Raw genomic sequence first — 15,480 nt, 5'->3', positions numbered from 1 at the left:
ACCTTCGAAAGGGTTACGCCACCGCCACAGCGGCCACGGGCTCGGCCTCCGCCGTCGTCGGCCGCAGGCCGAGCAGGTGGCAGATGGCATAGACGAGGTCGGCGCGGTTCATCGTGTAGAAGTGCAGATCCGTCACGCCGCGGTCGACGAGGTCGATCACCTGCTCCGCCGCCACAGCCGCGGCGATGAGGCGGCGCGTCTCAACGTCGTTGTCGAGGCCGTCGAAGCGGTTCGCCAGCCAGGCCGGGACGCTCGCCCCCGCGCGCGCGGCGAAGTTGGCCGCCTGCTTGAAGTTCTGCACCGGCAGGATGCCCGGCACGATGGGGATGTCGATGCCGCGGGCCCGCACCTTGTCGAGGTAGCGGAAATAGACGTCGTTGTCGAAGAAGAACTGGGTGATGGCACGCGAGGCGCCCGCATCCACCTTGCGCTTTAGAAGCTCGATGTCGGCGTCGATGGAGACGCTCTCGGGGTGCTTCTCGGGATAGGCCGAGACCGAGACGTCGAAATCGGCGATGGCGCGGATGCCGGCGACGAGCTCCGGTGAGCCCTCGTAGCCGCCGGGATGCGGCCTGAAGGCGGCGCCGATGCCTTCGGCCGGGTCACCCCGCAGGGCCACGATATGGCGCACGCCCGCTTCCCAATAGGCGCGCACCACCTCGTTCACCTCCTCCCGCGTAGCCGAGACGCAGGTGAGGTGCGCCGCCGGCGCGAGCGACGTCTCCTCGACGAGGCGCTTGACGGTCGCGTGCGTGCGCTCGCGCGTCGAGCCGCCCGCCCCGTAGGTAACGGAGACGAAGTGAGGCCCGAGCGGCGCCAGCCGCTTGATCGACGCCCACAGCGTCTCCTCCATCTCCGGGGTCTTCGGCGGGAAGAACTCGAAGGAGACGCGCACCGGGCACGCGCCACGACGGCTGGGGCGGAAGGGGGCGTGCGACATCAGGCGACCTCTTTCTCGGGTGCTTGCAATGGCCAGTCGGTGACGACGCGCCTGTCGCGCGCCAGCCACAGGCAGACGGTGAGCTTGTCGGTCTCGTCGCGCGGCGGCTTCAGCTCACGCGTCGAGACGAGCTCGAGCCCCGCCTCGGCAAACCACTGGGCGATCTGCTCATGGGCGAAGCCGAGGCGACGGTGGGCATGCTCGGCGCGCAGGAATTCGAGCTCGTGGGGCGCGAAGTCGACGACCAGCAGGCGCCCGCCCGGCGCCAGCACCGCCGCCGCCTCGCGGATGGCCCGCGCGGGATCGTCGAGATAGTGCAGTACCTGATGCACGAGCACGAGGTCGAAGGCATTGCGCTCGACCGGCAGGGCGTAGATGTCGCCCTGGCGCAGCTCGATGCCCGAGAGGCCGGCGCGCTCGATGTTGGCCCGCGCGACGGAGAGCATGGCATGGTTGGCGTCGACAGCCACCGCCCGGCGGGCGAGCGGCGCCACGAGCTGCAGCATGCGCCCCGTGCCGGTGCCAAGATCGAGAAAGGCATTGACCGGCTTGTCGCCGATCGTCTCCCGCACCGCCTGCTCCACCGCCTCCTCCGAGACATGGAGCGAACGGATGCGATCCCAGTCCGCGGCGAGGCGCGCGAAGAAGGCCTGCGCGCTCTCGGCCCGCGCCTTGCGCACGGCGGCAAGGCGCGCCCGGTCGGCAGCGAGCTGCTGGTCGTCGTGATCGAGGCTCTCAAGCACCGCGCGGATCGCCGCCGCGGCCCCGTTGCGGTGGTCGAGGCGGAAGAAAGCCCACGCCCCCTCGCGGTGGCGCTCGACGAGCCCGGCCTCGGTAAGCAGCTTCAGATGGCGCGAGATGCGCGGCTGCGACTGGCCGAGGATGTCGGTGAGATCGGAAACGTTGAGCTCACCGTCCGCGAGCAGTGCCAGGATGCGCAGGCGCGTCTCCTCCGCCGCGGCCTTGAGCCCGGCAAGAACCGTCGTGAATGGCAGTGACAGCGGCTGGCGCATCGCTCTGGTCCAACAGATATAAACATATGTTTATATGAACCTGAGACAGATGCAAGGAAGAACGCCGCGCTGCCGACAAATGGTGTGCAGCGGATGGCGAAGGACCGAGCCGGGCCGGCCTCGTCCCTTGCCTCACCTCAGGCCGTCGCGCCTGCGCGCCTTCCAGTCTCCCGCTCGTCCTGCGTGCGGCCGCCATAGCCATAGGCGAAACCGCGCGCCTCCATCACATGCACGTAGCTCTCCTCGTGCACCGGCCCGAGCAGGCTGCCCATGGCCGAGAAGGTCGCGGCGACGAAGTCGCCCATCTCGGCGCGGGTGTTCGTGCCTTCCGTGATGCGGATGGACAGCCAGAAACTCGCAAGGCCGCTCTCGGCGAGGGCGCGACCCCCACAGAACCAGTTCTGCGCCGCCACCTCCTCCACCACCACGGCGGTGACGGCCGGCGACTTGCCCAGCACATCGGCGGCAAGCGCGCTCGCCGCCTTCGCGATATCGCTGCGTGCGACACGCCGCCCCTGCGCAGCGGCATACTTCACTTCAATGATCGGCATGGCCCTCGCCTCCTCCAGCGGGCGCCGAGGCTACCGCGCCCGATCCATTGAAGATAACATGGTGCGTGGTCAGCAGCGGCATAGGCCTGGTCGGCAGCGGCATCGCCGCCGTCGTGGCAGTGGAGGCGGGGCTCGCCGTCGCGCCGCTCGCCCGCCGCATCGCCCAGGCATGCGCCGCCCGACATTGGGCTGGCCTGGGGTCTGCCCGACTTCCCGCCTTCCCCCATCGTGCTTCAGCCGGGCGAGCAACCCGCGCACGCAATTGGCGCTGCGCACACTCGCCGCAGCGTTGCGCGCCGAGCGCTGACGGCTCAGAGGGTGACGACCGGCGTCGCCTGGTCGGCGATGGCCACGCGGCAGCGGCCGCCGCAATACTCGGCGACGAGCGCCGAGAAATCGGCGATCGCCGCCTCGAGATCACCGACACCGTTGGCCTGGATGGTCACCACGGCACGCCTGGTGCCGAGATCGATGCCGGTGCGCGCATCCTGCCGCCAGTTCCAGCGCCGGCAGAGCACGTGGCGGGTGTCGGCATAGACGACCTCGCCCTGCTTCGGCGGATCCTCCTCCGCGCCGCCGGCGGCCATGTCGCGGAAGCTGTCCCCCTCCCGGGCGAAGCGGAAGGCGAGCGGCGGAGCCACCTTGTCGAGGTCGTCGGCCCCGCAGCAGAAGACGTGTTCCAAGGACACGGCGTTGTAGAGATCGACGAAGCTGTTGACGACGGGCAGCCGCTCGCCGGCGAGGACGCGCTTCACCAGCCGCTCGACTGAGGAGCGATAGCTCGTCTTCTTGATGCCGAAGGCCTTGTAGGCCTCGCGCCAGACCGCAATGCCCGGCACCTGCGACAGCTCCAGATGGCCCCATCGTTCCCGACAGGCCGCCTCGCGCGCGGCAATGAGCGCATCGAGCGCCTGCGGACGCGCGCCGGTGATTGCGAGATCGTCGACCGCTACCACCGCCACGCGGAACCTGGGGAACGCGGACGCTATCTCGGCGATCGACAGTTGCATGGAAAACCTCGCTGCAGGATGGGCCACGAGCCTGCCTCAACTTGCGCGGCCGATGCCATGCCGATGATGCATTCCGGATTTGCAGACGCTTAACGGAAGGGCGGCTCGTCGAAGCTGCGCAGCTTGCGCGAGTGAAGCTGGGCACGCTGGCTGCGCAAGAGGTCGAGCGCCTTGAGGCCGATCTGCAGATGCTCGCCCACCGCCCGCTCGTAGAAGGCGTTGGCGGCGCCTGGCAGCTTGATCTCGCCGTGCAGCGGCTTGTCCGACACGCAAAGCAGCGTGCCGTAGGGCACGCGCAGGCGGTAGCCCTGGGCGGCGATGGTGCCGCTCTCCATGTCCACCGCGATGGCCCGCGAGAGATTGATGACGCGCCGCTCCTGCGACCAGCGCAGCTCCCAGTTGCGGTCGTCGTTGGTGAGGACGGTGCCGGTGCGCAGGCGGCGTTTCAGCGCCTCGCCCTTGTCGCCGGTGACGATGGCCGCTGCCTCCTGCAGGGCGACCTGCACCTCGGCGAGCGCGGGGATCGGCACATGCGTCGGCACGGCCTCATCGAGAATGCGGTCCTGCCTGAGGTAGGCGTGGGCGAGAACGTAGTCGCCGATCATCTGCGACTGCCTGAGGCCGCCACAGTGACCGATCATCAACCAGCAGTGCGGGCGCAACACGGCAAGATGATCCGTAATGTTCTTGGCATTGGCCGGCCCGACGCCGATGTTGACCAGCGTCACGCCGTGGCCGTCGCGCGCCACGAGATGATAGGCCGGCATCTGGAAGCGGTGCCAGGCCACGCCGGTGACGCGCGCGATGGCCTCGTCTTCCGCCAGCCCGCGGGGAATGACGACATTGCCCGGCAGCACCAGCCGCTCATAGCGCTCGTCGTCCTTGAGCCGTGCCAGCGCCCAGCGCACGAACTGGTCGACATAGCGGTGGTAGTTGGTGAGCAGCACCCAGGGCTGGATGAGGCGCCAATCCGTCCCGGTGTAGTGGACGAGGCGCCGGAGCGAGAAGTCGACCCGCACGGCGTCGAACAGGGCGAGCGGCCGCGGCTGACCTTCTTCCCCCTCCCACAGCCCGTCGGCGATCTCGTCGCCGACCGCCGCGAGCATCGGCGTCGGGAAGAAGCGCGCCAGCTCGACTGCACTCACTCCGTGCCCCGCCAGCTCGTCGCCGCGATCGACGACATAGGGATAGGGGATCTCCAGCTCGCTGACGCCCACCTCCACCCGCGCGTCGAAGTCCTGCATCAGGAGGCCGAGCTGCTCGACGAGATAGGGCCGGAATGCCTCGGGCTGCGTCACGGTCGTCGAATAGACGCCGGGCCCCTGGAACTTGGCATAAGCCCGCGCCGAGACCGGCATAACCCCTTCGGGGCGGTAGGTCACCCGCACTTCCGGGTAGCGGAAAGTGGCGCGCTCTGCCGGCGTCGGCGGCTTGCGCGTCTTCAGATACCGTTCGAGCGCGTCGCGCAGGGACTGGCAGGCAGCCCCGTGCAGCGCCGCAAGCCGGTCCACGGCTTCGCTCGCACTCGCGACGGGTTCGAAATGGCCTGCCTTCATCACGTTCACGCCTCGTCTCCCCTGCTGCGTCGCCCCTGCGGGGTCCGCTTCCAAGGTGGCGTCTGGGCGGCCGCTCGTCCAGCCGCAAGGCCACATCCGGCCCGACCGGGCATCTTTTGCCGACCTCGCCGCCATGATATGAAGGTGTTTGGAACGGCGCGCTCGCGCCGAGGGGGGCCATCATCTTGCACAATTTGCGACCGATGCCGGCAGCAGCGCGTCGTGTGCCTGTTCGTCCGTGGTGCGCTCTCGTTGCCTGCGTCGGGCTGCTCGTCTCCTCTGGCGTGTCGAACGCGCAGGAGGGTATGACGGCGCCCTCTCGGGCAGTCGCGGGCGAAACCGCCGTGCCCTGTGCCACCCATCCGCCGATGCTGAAGCTCTACGACACGCTGGAGCGGACAGCCGAGCGGCTGGCAAAGGGGGCGCCGCTCACCATCCTCGCCATCGGCTCCTCGACGACCGCCGGCGTCGGAGCCTCGACGCCGAGCGCCGGCTACCCCTTCCAGTTCGAGCGGCTCGTGGAAACCGCGTTGCCCGGCGTCGAGGTGCGCATGCATGTCTCGGGCGTCAGCGGCGAGACGGCGGCCCAGACGCTCGCCCGCCTGGAGCAGCAGCTCGCCATCGTGCGGCCCGACCTGGTGCTGTGGCAGGTGGGAACGAACGACGCCCTGACCGATATGCACGAGGATGCCTTCCGACAGTTGGTGGAGCGCGGCGTCGCGAGCGTGCTCGCCACCGGCGCTGATCTCGTTCTCATCGACCAGCAGTTCTACCCCACCATATCGCGGCCCGCTCGCTACGAGCGCTTCGTGTCCATCATCGACGATGTCGGTGCGCGTCTTAAGGCCTGCGTCTTTTCCCGCTACGGGCTCATGAAGACCTGGGCTCTGCGCGCGCCGGGGGGACTGCGCCCCATGCTGGCAGCCGACGGCTTCCACATGAGCGACCAGGGCTATGCCTGCCTCGCCGCGAGCCTGGCGCAGGAAATCCTGAACGCGGCCCGCAAGCCCGCGGCGGTCGCGGTCGCCGGAAACCGGCCAGATCCTGCTCCCGCCCCGCAGGTCGTCTCGACGGCCGGCACCGCGGCCGGCTTCTGAAGCTTTCGCGAAGCTCGCAACCGGGGTCAGCGCGGCCACAAGCCCGCTCGAATCATTAGCCGGTTATGTTATATTCGATTCGTTCGGTTCTCATTTCGCTTCCGCAGCAAACGTGCGGCAGGTGCGAGCAAGACAACCGTGACCCGCGTGACAGCCTGCGCGTCGAAGCGTATGGTTACATAGCGGCAACCGGTACCGCTTGCTTCCTCCGCCTTGATCGAGCAGCGCCCCTTCATGAGGGGCGGCGATTGTCGTTTTGGCACGGGAGCGACCGGACGAGGCCGCGCAGACCCGCGAGGTACACGACGAGACGCGATGTATCAGGAGCCCATGGGCAAGTCCCGCCGCAAGCAGTTTGGAGCCATCCCGGTTCGTTTCACACCGGAGGGCCAGCTCGAGATCATGCTGATCACGTCGCGCCAGACGCGCCGCTGGATCGTGCCAAAAGGCTGGCCGATGAAGGGCCTCGAAGGCCATGACACCGCGGCGCGCGAGGCCTTCGAGGAAGCGGGCGTCAACGGCTCCATCTCGGACCGGCCCATCGGGTCCTACGTCTACGCCAAGCGCCTGAAGCGCAACTCGACCGTCGATTGCGAGGTCGAACTCTTTCCGCTGACGGTGGAGAAAGAGCGGCGCCGCTGGCCGGAGATGGACGAGCGCGAACGCCGCTGGTTCTCCCCCGGAGAGGCCGCCCGGCTGGTCAACGAGGAAGGGCTCGCCAGGATCATCGAGAAGCTGCCCGACACGCTGGCCTCCGGCCAGTTTGGATGAGGCGCGTGCCTCAGCCGTAGCGGCTCATGGCGAGGTCGGCCGTCTCGATCTCCGGCTTTCGCCCGCCGACGATGTCCGCGATCACACGACCGGAACCGCAGGCCATCGTCCAGCCCAGCGTGCCGTGACCGGTGTTGAGATAGAGGTTGGACAGGCGCGTCGGCCCGATCACCGGAGTGCCGTCTGGCGTCATGGGCCTCAGCCCGCACCAGAAGCTTGCCTTCGACAGGTCTCCCCCATCCGGGAACAGGTCGCCCACCGAGTGTTCGAGCGTGGCGCGCCGGGAGGGGCGCAGTGTCAGGTCGTAGCCGCAAAGTTCCGCCGTGCCGCCCACGCGGATGCGGTCGCCAAGGCGGGTGATCGCCACCTTGTAGGTCTCGTCCATCACGGTGGACACCGGCGCCGCCGTCTCATCGGTGATCGGCACGGTGATGGAATAGCCCTTCACAGGATAGACCGGGATTGACAGGCCGAGAGGGCGCAGCAGAAGCGGCGAATAGCTGCCGAGCGACAGGACATAGGCATCAGCGGTGAGGAAGCCTGCATCGGTCGAGACCCCGGCGAGGCGCTCCCCCTCCATCGACAGGGCCTTGATGTGGACGCCGTGGCGGAAGACGACGCCAAGCTCGGCGCACAGCGCCGCCAGCTTCTGCGTGAACATGTGGCAGTCGCCGGTCTCGTCGTCCGGCAGGCGGAAGCCGCCGACGAACTTGCCGCGCACACGGGCCAACGCCGGCTCGGCACGGATGCAGCCTTCGACGTCCAGCACCTCGTAGGGCACGCCGGACTCGGCGAGGACCGCCGCATCCTTGGCGGTTGCCTCGAGCTGCGCCTCCTCGCGGAAGAGCTGCAGCGTGCCGCGGCTGCGCTCGTCATAGGTGATGCCCGTCTCGGCCCTGAGGGCGCGCAGCTGGTCGCGACTGTATTCCGCGAGCCGTACCATGCGCGCCTTGTTGACCGCGTAGGCAGCGCTCGTGCAGTTCGCGAGCATGCGCGCCATCCAGATCCACATGGCCGGATCGAGCTGCGGGCGCACCACGAGCGGCCCATGCTTCATCATCAGCCACTTCACGGCCTTCAGCGGCACACCGGGCCCGGCCCACGGCGCCGAGTAGCCCGGTGATACCTCACCGGCGTTCGCATAGCTCGTCTCGAGCGCAGGCGCCGGCTGCCGGTCGACGACCGTGACCTCGTGGCCTGCCTTGGCGAGGTAGTAAGCGCTCGCGACGCCAATCACGCCGCTGCCGAGAACGAGCACCTTCACGACAACCCTCCGCTCATCCTGCACCGCCGCCCATTCCTCCGGCGGCGCCGCTGCGGGCGCAGGATACACGCAACGTTCCTCTAATTTCCTTGCATGATATCGAACGTTATGCGAATTCTCTCTCACATATTGCAAATTATTACGTCATTTCGGGGGGATATTGCATGCGCGAGCTTGACGCGACGGATCTGCGCATCATCCGCCTCCTGCGGCAGGATGGGCGCATGAGCAACGCCAAGCTGGCCGCCGAGGTCGGATTGTCCCAGTCAGCCTGCCTGCGGCGCCTGCACCATCTCGAGGAAAGTGGCGTGATCCGCGGCTATACGGCCATCGTCGACGAGGGGCCGCGCAGCGAGGCAACGGTTGTCATTGTCCAGATATCGCTGGAGCGCCAGACGGAGGAGTACCTGCGCCGTTTCGAGGCGGCCGTGCGCCGCTGCCCCGAGGTGCAGGAGTGCTATCTGATGACGGGCCTGGCCGACTATCACCTGCGCGTCTCCGCAAAGGACGCGGCCGATTATGAGCGCATCCACACGGACGTCCTGTCCCGCCTGCCCGGCGTCGCGCGGATCCAGTCGGCCTTCGCGATCCGCACCGTCGTGCGTGCTCCCCGCCTCTGAGGGCCTCCCGCCTCAGAGCACGCGGGCAAGCTTCCACGCGAGCTCGACCTGGCTCGAGGTGCCGGTCTTCTTGAACAGGTTATGCAGGTGCACGCGCGCCGTGTTCGCCGTGATACCCATCATCGCCGCGATCTCGTTGAGCCGCAGGCCGGAGCAGAAAAGCTCGGCGAAGCGCGATTCCTTGTCCGACAGGGAAAACAGGCAGGCGAGCTCCTCGTGGTTGGCGCGAAGCCGGCTTTTCAGGTCGATGATGAAGACATAGGCCGTGCCCATGCCCGTGCCCTCGCCCCGCCCGTAGGGTGTGACCTTGAGCGCGAAGCGGCATTCCCCGTCCGCGCTCGGAACAGCGATGACGCGCGAGGGCGGCGAGGTGCCCTCCAGCGCAGCCTTCGCCATCTCGTTGATGGTGGCGGCGAGCGTGCGGTCGACAACCGAGCGCAGGGCCCTGAGGCGGCCGCCGCGGCTCTCGATGCCGCAGCCGGCGACGATCGCCGCCCTCGCCCGCTGGTTGGCAAACAGAATGTAGCCCTCCTCGTCTACCACCACGTAGCCCCAGGGCACGCAACGGTCGACGACCGCGGCGCTCATGAAGGCGCCGGGCGTGCGCGACGGCACCACCTCCTGCCGCAGCGTATCGGCGATCCCCTGCAGAAGCGTCCCGAAGGCGCGGCGCTCCTGGTCGAGAACGATGGGATCCTGCCGCACCGGCAGGAGCACCGAGGCCAGTGCGAAGGCGTTGGGATCAGGCGCGACACGCATGGTACCCGTCAGCAGGCGCCCGTCGAGAAAATGCTCATGAACGATGAGCGGCCCCTCCGCCGACGGGTTCAAAAGCGAAGACTCGCGAACGCCGACGTCGCTCGCCATCGGCTGCAGCAGGGCCTGGCAATGGCTCGCGATGGCGCTTGCCTCGCGTCCTGCCACGTGCAGCGGAGACGCCGTCCGGCTCGCTGCGTTGAGCTGTGCTGCAATGCTGCTGTGCGCTCCGGAAAGACGACAGAAGACATCGACCATGCTGGTGATGATCTCGCGCCCGCGCTTCATGCCGCTCGCAGCCGACGGCTGCGGCAGTGCGGCGATCCCTTCCGGCAGCGCCCGCGCAGATCTTCGCTCCGGTGTCTCTCGGCCACCCCTAGAAGTCTGGCTCGCACGCATCGACGCCCCCGTTATGGTGTATTACTCACGATCACTTCGTCAGAACAAAAACATCCCCCACCTAACCGGAGAGCGGTGGCAGCCTTGATTAAAATTACATTAAACAGAAAATTTTCGCAATAATTTTGATGAAAATTTCGCGCTATCCGAAACCCTGATACATTCACCAATACCTGAACCCGGACACGGGGGACTCGCCGCCTATCGCTCCCTGAAGGCTCTGGCGAAACTGTCGGTCAGTGGCCGCAGCAGATAGGCAAAGAACGTCCGCTCGCCAGTCTTGATGAAGACTTCCGCCGGCATGCCCGGCGTCGGTCGAAACTTCGGCAATTCTGACACGGCCTTCTTGTCGAGCGAGATGCGAGCCAGATAGGCACTGCCGTGGGTAGGGCCGCGCTGCTCGTCGCTCAACGCATCCGCCGAAACATAGATCACTTTGCCCGGGATCATCGGCGTGATGCGCTGGTTGAGCGCCGTCAGACGCACCAATGCCTCCTGCCCGGTGTGGACGCTGTCGATGTCCTGCGGGCGCACGCGCACCTGGATGACCAGCTCGTCGTTGACCGGCAGGAGTTCGAGGATGTCCTTGCCGGGAGCCACGACGCCGCCGGGCGTGTGGAACATGAGCTTGACGACGATGCCCTTCACCGGCGCCGCGATGGTCACGCGCTCGCTGACGCCTTCGGCCATGCGCATCCGCTCGCGCACGTCGTCAAGCTCGCTCAGCGTGTTGCGCAGCTGCTCCGTCGCCGACTGGATGAGCTGCGAGCGCACGTGCGCGATCTTCTGCTCCTCGCGGCTGATGCGCTCGCGCGCGTCGCTGATGCCGGCGGTGAGCTGGCCGATCTGCCCCTCGAGTCCCGCCCGGGCCCGCTCGAGCGCCAGCACATCCGGCTTGCGGACATAGCCTTTCTTGAGCAGCTCGCGCTTGGCCTCCAGCTCCTGCGCCACGAGGCCGAGCTGCGCCTGCACGGCACGCAGCTGGGCCCGCCCGCCGTTGATGCTCTCGCGCAGCGCCGCGATGCCCTGCTCAAGGATGGCCACCTCGCTCATCACGCGCTCGCGCCGCGCCTTGAACTCGATCTTCTGCCCCTCGACGATGGCCGCCACCTCGGGATCCGCGGTGCGCGCGAGCAGCTCGGGGCCGAACGTCACCTCGTCGGCTCCCGCCACCTCCGCCTCGAGCCGCGCCTTGATGGCGAGCAGGCGGTCGTGCCGCAGGGAGAGGCGCCGCAGATTGGCCTTGGCATCGGTGTCGTCGAGCAGCACCAGCGGCTGCCCGGCCTCCACCACATCCCCCTCGCGGACCAGGATCTTCGAGATGATGCCGCCTTCGAGATGCTGGATGATCTTGTTCTGACCGGTTGCGACGAAAGTGCCGGAGGCCACCACCGCCCCGTCGATGGGTGCGACGCTGGCCCAGACGCCGAAGCCGAAGACGCCGAACAGCAGCACCGCGGAGCCGAGCAGCAGCGGCCAGCGCGTGGCTCGCGGCACGTCCTCGCACCATTCCTCACCGGTGATGACCGCGTGGGGCATCCATCCCTCCCCCGAAAGTCCCGTCTACACCCGCGCCGGCGTGGCAACGCCCCTTGCGGCGGCGAGCGCCTCGTCCTGCGTCTGCGCCATGAGGCGCGGCAGGATCTGGTCGCGCTCGCCGAAAGCCGCCACCTGGCCCTCGCGCAGGATCAGGATCTTGTTGACGCTCTGCAGCACGGCCGGCCGCTGCGTGACGAGCACGACCGTGATGCCCTGGCGCTTGGCGCGCGCCAGCGCCGCAGCCAGTGCCCGCTCGCCCGCCGTGTCGAGATTGGCGTTGGGTTCGTCGAGCACGATGACACGAGGATCACCGAAGAAGGCGCGCGCCAGCGCGATCTGCTGCTTCTGCCCGCCCGAGAGCGGGCTGCCGTCCACGGCGATCTCCGTCTCGTAACCGTCCTGGAAGCCGGAGATCATCTCATGCACGCCGGCGAGCACAGCCGCCTTGGCGATTTCCTCGTCGGTAGCGTCCTGCCGCATGCGGGCGATGTTGGCCTTGATCGTGCCCGGGAAGAGCTCGATGTCCTGCGGCAGGTAGCCGATGCTCTCGCCGAGCTGGCGCCGGTCCCAGTTGCGCAGGTCCATGAAGTCCAGGCGCACGCTGCCGGCCGTCGGCGCGATGCAGCCGACGAGCATGCGCGCCAGGGTCGACTTGCCGCCGCCCGAAGGGCCGATGATGGCGAGCGTGTCCCCCGCCTCCAGCGTGAAGGAGACGCCGTTGAGCACGGTGCGCCGCGTGCCGGGTGGGATGTAGAGGATCTTGTCCGCCTGCAACCGGCCCTCGGGCTTCGGCAGCAGCATGCGCTCCGTGTCGTTGGTCGGCGTGTCGAGCAGCGACCGGATGCGGCCGTAGGCGGCCTTGGCCTGCACGAAGCCGCGCCAGCCCTCGATGGCCCCCTCGATGGGCGCCAGGGCGCGGCTCGCGATGAGCGAGGCGGCGATCATCATGCCGCCGGTGACGCTGCCCTGCACGGCGAGATAGGCGCCCCAGCCCAGGATGCCGACCTGCGTCACGAGGCGCACATAGCGCGACAGGCTGGCGAGATAGATGTTGCGGTCGTTGGCGTTGACCTGCGCCTTCATGGAAGCTGCATTCTCCCGCCCCCACAGGAGGATCGCCTCCTCCAGCATGCCCATCGCGCCGATGACCTGGGCGTTGCGCGCCTGCGCCGCGGCCTGGACGTTGGCGCGCATGGCATAGTTGCCGGCGGCGCCATAGTCCTTCGCCGTCAGACGCTCGTTGAGCACGGCGATGCCGAAGAGCACCAGGCCGGCCAGCGTCGCGAGCACGCCGAGCATGGGATGGATGAGAAAGACGGCGAGGAAGTAGAGCGGCGCCATCGGTGCGTCGAACAGCACGAGCATCACCGGCCCGTTGATGAAGGAGCGCACCTGTTGCAGGTCGCGCAGGGCCTGGATGTCGCGCGTCGCGCCGACATCGGCGGAGCGCAGGGCGGCGGCCATGACCGGGGCGCCGAGCAGGCTCTCGAGCTGCACCGCGATGCGCGTCAGCACGAAACGGCGCAGGCCGTCGAGCACAACGAGCAGGGTCAGCGCGCCGATGGCAATGACCGACAGCATCACGAGCGTGTCGATGCTGCGGCTCGTCAGGACGCGGTCCGAGAGCTGGAAGAGGTAGAGCGGCACCGTCAGCATCAGGAGATTGATGACGACGGAGAAAGCGCCGACCTGCATGATGCCGCGGCAGCAGGCGCGCAGACCGGCACGGATGACATCCGGCCGGGGCTGATAGGCGCGCCGGCTCGTGCTCCTGCCGCCGCCGGTGGCGTCGCGGCGCTTCGGCGCAAGGATCTGGTCCCGCGTCTGCGGCCGCCCCGCGAGATCGACCGGCGGCGACTTCTGCGCCCCGACGCCAGCAGCGCCCGGACGCCGCTCCCCGGCGCCGGGCTCGCCCCCGCGCTCGCCGGCTGCCGCAGAGGCCGACCGCCGCGCCGCCGTGAAGGCCGGCGGCCAGATGGCGCGCGGCAGCCGCGGGAACTCGCGCCCCGCCGACTGGAGGCCACCCACCGGCTGCCGCACCCCACCGGCTGCGGCACCGGAGGCATTCACTTCGTCACGCGTCGGATCTCGCATCTGCCGCCTCCCGGCCCTGTGTTCTGATGCCCTGCCGCGTTGCTCGATCAGCCTGTCAGAGTGTGCAGCGCATCGCCGCTCGCTGCCGCCGGAGACTGGGCCAGAGCCTCGGCCAGTTCATCACGCGCAAACTGGTCCACCGCGCCGGCAATCTGTGTCACAACATTGGTGTCTCCATCTAAAAGCACGTTCTGCTGCACGATGATGTTGAATTCGGTGTAGTTGCCGGCCACAACCTGCGCGCCGAAACCGCCGTTGTCGTCGATGATGTAGGCCGTATTGACGGTCGTGTTGCTTCCGGATTCGGAGAACTGGTCGAAGTCGAAGGCGCCGAAACCGTCGCCCGACAGGTTGTGGGCGCCGGTCGCCTCGGCATCGAGCGTATTGCTGTCGCTGTCGTCGATGATATTCACCTGCATGATGAAGTTGACGTCGTAGTAATCGCCATCGACGAAGAGCACGTTGATCGGCCTGCCGTCGGCATCAACGAGCTGGGTGGCATAGGCGCCGCCAGCGAAAGGATTGGCCAGGAAGTCGAGCCAGTCGGCCGCATCCCCGCAGGAGTCTCCCCCCTCCTCGAAGCCAAACAGCGCCATGTTGATCTGGATGTTGCCGCCGCTCGCGGCCAACTGGCCGGCGGCCGCTGCTGTGATCCCCTCCGGGCCGAGAAGCGCCAGAAGGGCATTCATGTCGCCGTCGAACAGGATGGACGACTGTATGGCGATGAAGTGTTCGCTGTAGAGCCCGCCGATCACCTGCACGCCGCCGCCGCTGTTGGTGTCGATGATGGCGGCATCGTTGATCTGCACGTTGCCACCGCTCGCCACCACCTGCTGCGAAGCCTCGCCCTCGCCGATTTCCGCGTGCGTGTAGGCGTGGTTGACGTCGCGGTCGATGATCAGGTTGATCTGAACGATGATGTTATATTCGTAGTAGTTGCCGCTGACGATGATGAGGTCGTAGCCGTCGCTGCCGGAGACCAAAAGGGCCTCATTGCTGAGGCTGTTGCCGCCGCTCGTCGTCTCCTGGGTCACCGTGCCGACGCTGTCGGGACCTGCCTCGGTCATCGCCAGATCAGCCGACTGCCGGTTCACGTCTTGATCGACGAGGTTGTTGAACTGGCGCACGATCGTCTGCGACACCGCTCCGCCAAGATGGCTGTCGACGGAGAAGCCCTGCAGCAGCTCCTGTCCGGTCAGGCCGTTGACCAGCGCATCGAAGGAATCCAGCCCCTGCACCACGACATTGCCGCCCGCGCCGTTGCCGACGCTGCCCGGCACGTCGATCACGACCTCGTTGACCTGGATGTTCCCGCCACTCGTCACGGTCTGCTCAACTGCAGCGTCTGTGAGATCGGGAAGGTCGGGGCGGACGTTCTGGGCGTCGGCGGTATCGTTGGTGTCGGTTGTGTCGGTGGCCGGCGCGGGCGGCGGTTGCTCAACGGGCGCATAGGTCGCGGACACCTTGTGCGCCATGTTCGCGGGCACCAGGGAGCCGGCGCCTTGGACAGGCACCGGCACTGCCCCGATGCTGTCATCGGCGAAGTTGCCACCGGACACGCCCGGATTCACGGCGAGGCTGCCGGCCCCCACATGGGCGTCGAGCCACGTCCGGGGCAGATCAACGGTGCCGGCAAGAAGGTGGAGGCCACCCGGAAAGGCGGGCTCAACGGGAAGGTCCGGCCTGCGGGCGGCATCGAGTTCACCAATGCGCGCCGCGAAGACAGGATCCGGCCCGAGCTGCACCACCTCGGGCTCCTCGGCATCGGTACGCACATAGGCGAGGGACACGGAGCCCGGCTCACCTTCCGGCTCGAGGGGGACCCTGAGATAGTTCCACAGCAACTCGGAAATGCGATCGACCGGCATCG

At 67.8% G+C, this 15,480-nt stretch carries 13 protein-coding genes; 3 read left to right on the top strand and 10 right to left on the bottom strand.

Annotated features, from left to right (window positions below; all coding sequences use genetic code 11):
• Positions 1–13: 13 nt before the first annotated feature.
• The 5 genes from metF to HNQ73_RS08505 all read right to left on the bottom strand — a co-directional run bounded on the left by metF (position 14) and on the right by HNQ73_RS08505 (position 5,070).
• Entirely contained in the window at positions 14–940 is a 927-nt protein-coding gene (gene metF / locus HNQ73_RS08525; RefSeq protein ID WP_183334186.1) for a methylenetetrahydrofolate reductase [NAD(P)H], read from the bottom strand.
• Positions 940–1,953 carry an ArsR/SmtB family transcription factor gene (locus HNQ73_RS08520; protein WP_183334184.1) on the bottom strand — a complete coding sequence of 338 codons (1,014 nt, stop codon included), beginning with the start codon at positions 1,951–1,953 and terminating at the stop codon, positions 940–942. The genes metF and HNQ73_RS08520 overlap by 1 nt, the downstream gene beginning before the upstream one ends.
• 137 nt (positions 1,954–2,090) lie before the next feature.
• Positions 2,091–2,504 (bottom strand): tautomerase family protein, encoded by a 414-nt coding sequence (locus tag HNQ73_RS08515; protein ID WP_183334182.1) that lies wholly within the window; start codon positions 2,502–2,504, stop codon positions 2,091–2,093.
• A gap of 311 nt (positions 2,505–2,815) precedes the next feature.
• Positions 2,816–3,514, bottom strand: coding sequence for a B3/B4 domain-containing protein (locus HNQ73_RS08510; RefSeq protein ID WP_183334180.1), 699 nt, complete (start codon positions 3,512–3,514; stop codon positions 2,816–2,818).
• Positions 3,515–3,603: 89 nt separating this feature from the next.
• Positions 3,604–5,070 carry an AMP nucleosidase gene (locus HNQ73_RS08505; RefSeq protein ID WP_183334342.1) on the bottom strand — a complete coding sequence of 489 codons (1,467 nt, stop codon included), beginning with the start codon at positions 5,068–5,070 and terminating at the stop codon, positions 3,604–3,606.
• 305 nt (positions 5,071–5,375) lie between these two features.
• On the opposite strand from HNQ73_RS08505, the gene HNQ73_RS08500 reads away from it, so the two are divergent.
• Together HNQ73_RS08500 and HNQ73_RS08495 are read left to right on the top strand one after the other, a co-directional pair.
• Positions 5,376–6,167 carry an SGNH/GDSL hydrolase family protein gene (locus HNQ73_RS08500; protein WP_183334178.1) on the top strand — a complete coding sequence of 264 codons (792 nt, stop codon included), beginning with the start codon at positions 5,376–5,378 and terminating at the stop codon, positions 6,165–6,167.
• Between the two features lie 315 nt (positions 6,168–6,482).
• The gene (locus tag HNQ73_RS08495; protein WP_183334177.1) at positions 6,483–6,938 is read left to right on the top strand and encodes an NUDIX hydrolase; all 456 of its coding nucleotides are present in this window, start codon (positions 6,483–6,485) and stop codon (positions 6,936–6,938) included.
• 10 nt (positions 6,939–6,948) lie between these two features.
• Here the strand turns inward: HNQ73_RS08495 and HNQ73_RS08490 are convergent, their stop codons facing one another.
• Complete coding sequence (locus HNQ73_RS08490; protein ID WP_183334340.1) at positions 6,949–8,202, bottom strand: D-amino acid dehydrogenase; 1,254 nt, start codon at positions 8,200–8,202, stop codon at positions 6,949–6,951.
• 164 nt (positions 8,203–8,366) lie between these two features.
• On the opposite strand from HNQ73_RS08490, the gene HNQ73_RS08485 reads away from it, so the two are divergent.
• Complete coding sequence (locus HNQ73_RS08485) at positions 8,367–8,822, top strand: Lrp/AsnC family transcriptional regulator (protein WP_183334175.1); 456 nt, start codon at positions 8,367–8,369, stop codon at positions 8,820–8,822.
• A 12-nt stretch (positions 8,823–8,834) separates the two neighbouring features.
• Here the strand turns inward: HNQ73_RS08485 and HNQ73_RS08480 are convergent, their stop codons facing one another.
• From HNQ73_RS08480 to HNQ73_RS08465, 4 genes are all read right to left on the bottom strand, one after another.
• Complete coding sequence (locus HNQ73_RS08480; protein WP_183334173.1) at positions 8,835–9,866, bottom strand: helix-turn-helix transcriptional regulator; 1,032 nt, start codon at positions 9,864–9,866, stop codon at positions 8,835–8,837.
• A 312-nt stretch (positions 9,867–10,178) separates the two neighbouring features.
• Complete coding sequence (locus tag HNQ73_RS08475) at positions 10,179–11,516, bottom strand: HlyD family type I secretion periplasmic adaptor subunit (protein ID WP_183334171.1); 1,338 nt, start codon at positions 11,514–11,516, stop codon at positions 10,179–10,181.
• 24 nt (positions 11,517–11,540) lie between these two features.
• Positions 11,541–13,610: a type I secretion system permease/ATPase gene (locus tag HNQ73_RS08470; RefSeq protein WP_183334169.1), complete on the bottom strand. Its 2,070-nt coding sequence runs from the start codon at positions 13,608–13,610 to the stop codon at positions 11,541–11,543.
• Between the two features lie 47 nt (positions 13,611–13,657).
• Positions 13,658–15,478, bottom strand: a complete 1,821-nt coding sequence (locus tag HNQ73_RS08465; RefSeq protein WP_183334167.1) for a hypothetical protein — start codon at positions 15,476–15,478, stop codon at positions 13,658–13,660.
• Between the last annotated feature and the right edge of the window lie 2 nt (positions 15,479–15,480).

It is taken from the genome of Chelatococcus composti (assembly GCF_014201415.1).
In the GTDB taxonomy this organism is placed as follows: Bacteria; Pseudomonadota; Alphaproteobacteria; order Rhizobiales; family Beijerinckiaceae; genus Chelatococcus_A; species Chelatococcus_A composti.
This window is presented reverse-complemented; position numbering and strand designations above follow the sequence as displayed.

Coding starts and splice junctions, on each gene's coding strand:
- metF (WP_183334186.1), bottom strand. CDS start 940: ATGTCGCACGCCCCCTTCCGCCCCAGCCGTCGTGGCGCGTGCCCGGTG.
- HNQ73_RS08520 (WP_183334184.1), bottom strand. CDS start 1,953: ATGCGCCAGCCGCTGTCACTGCCATTCACGACGGTTCTTGCCGGGCTC.
- HNQ73_RS08515 (WP_183334182.1), bottom strand. CDS start 2,504: ATGCCGATCATTGAAGTGAAGTATGCCGCTGCGCAGGGGCGGCGTGTC.
- HNQ73_RS08510 (WP_183334180.1), bottom strand. CDS start 3,514: ATGCAACTGTCGATCGCCGAGATAGCGTCCGCGTTCCCCAGGTTCCGC.
- HNQ73_RS08505 (WP_183334342.1), bottom strand. CDS start 5,070: ATGAAGGCAGGCCATTTCGAACCCGTCGCGAGTGCGAGCGAAGCCGTG.
- HNQ73_RS08500 (WP_183334178.1), top strand. CDS start 5,376: ATGACGGCGCCCTCTCGGGCAGTCGCGGGCGAAACCGCCGTGCCCTGT.
- HNQ73_RS08495 (WP_183334177.1), top strand. CDS start 6,483: ATGTATCAGGAGCCCATGGGCAAGTCCCGCCGCAAGCAGTTTGGAGCC.
- HNQ73_RS08485 (WP_183334175.1), top strand. CDS start 8,367: ATGCGCGAGCTTGACGCGACGGATCTGCGCATCATCCGCCTCCTGCGG.
- HNQ73_RS08480 (WP_183334173.1), bottom strand. CDS start 9,866: ATGAAGCGCGGGCGCGAGATCATCACCAGCATGGTCGATGTCTTCTGT.
- HNQ73_RS08475 (WP_183334171.1), bottom strand. CDS start 11,516: ATGCCCCACGCGGTCATCACCGGTGAGGAATGGTGCGAGGACGTGCCG.
- HNQ73_RS08470 (WP_183334169.1), bottom strand. CDS start 13,610: ATGCGAGATCCGACGCGTGACGAAGTGAATGCCTCCGGTGCCGCAGCC.
- HNQ73_RS08465 (WP_183334167.1), bottom strand. CDS start 15,478: ATGCCGGTCGATCGCATTTCCGAGTTGCTGTGGAACTATCTCAGGGTC.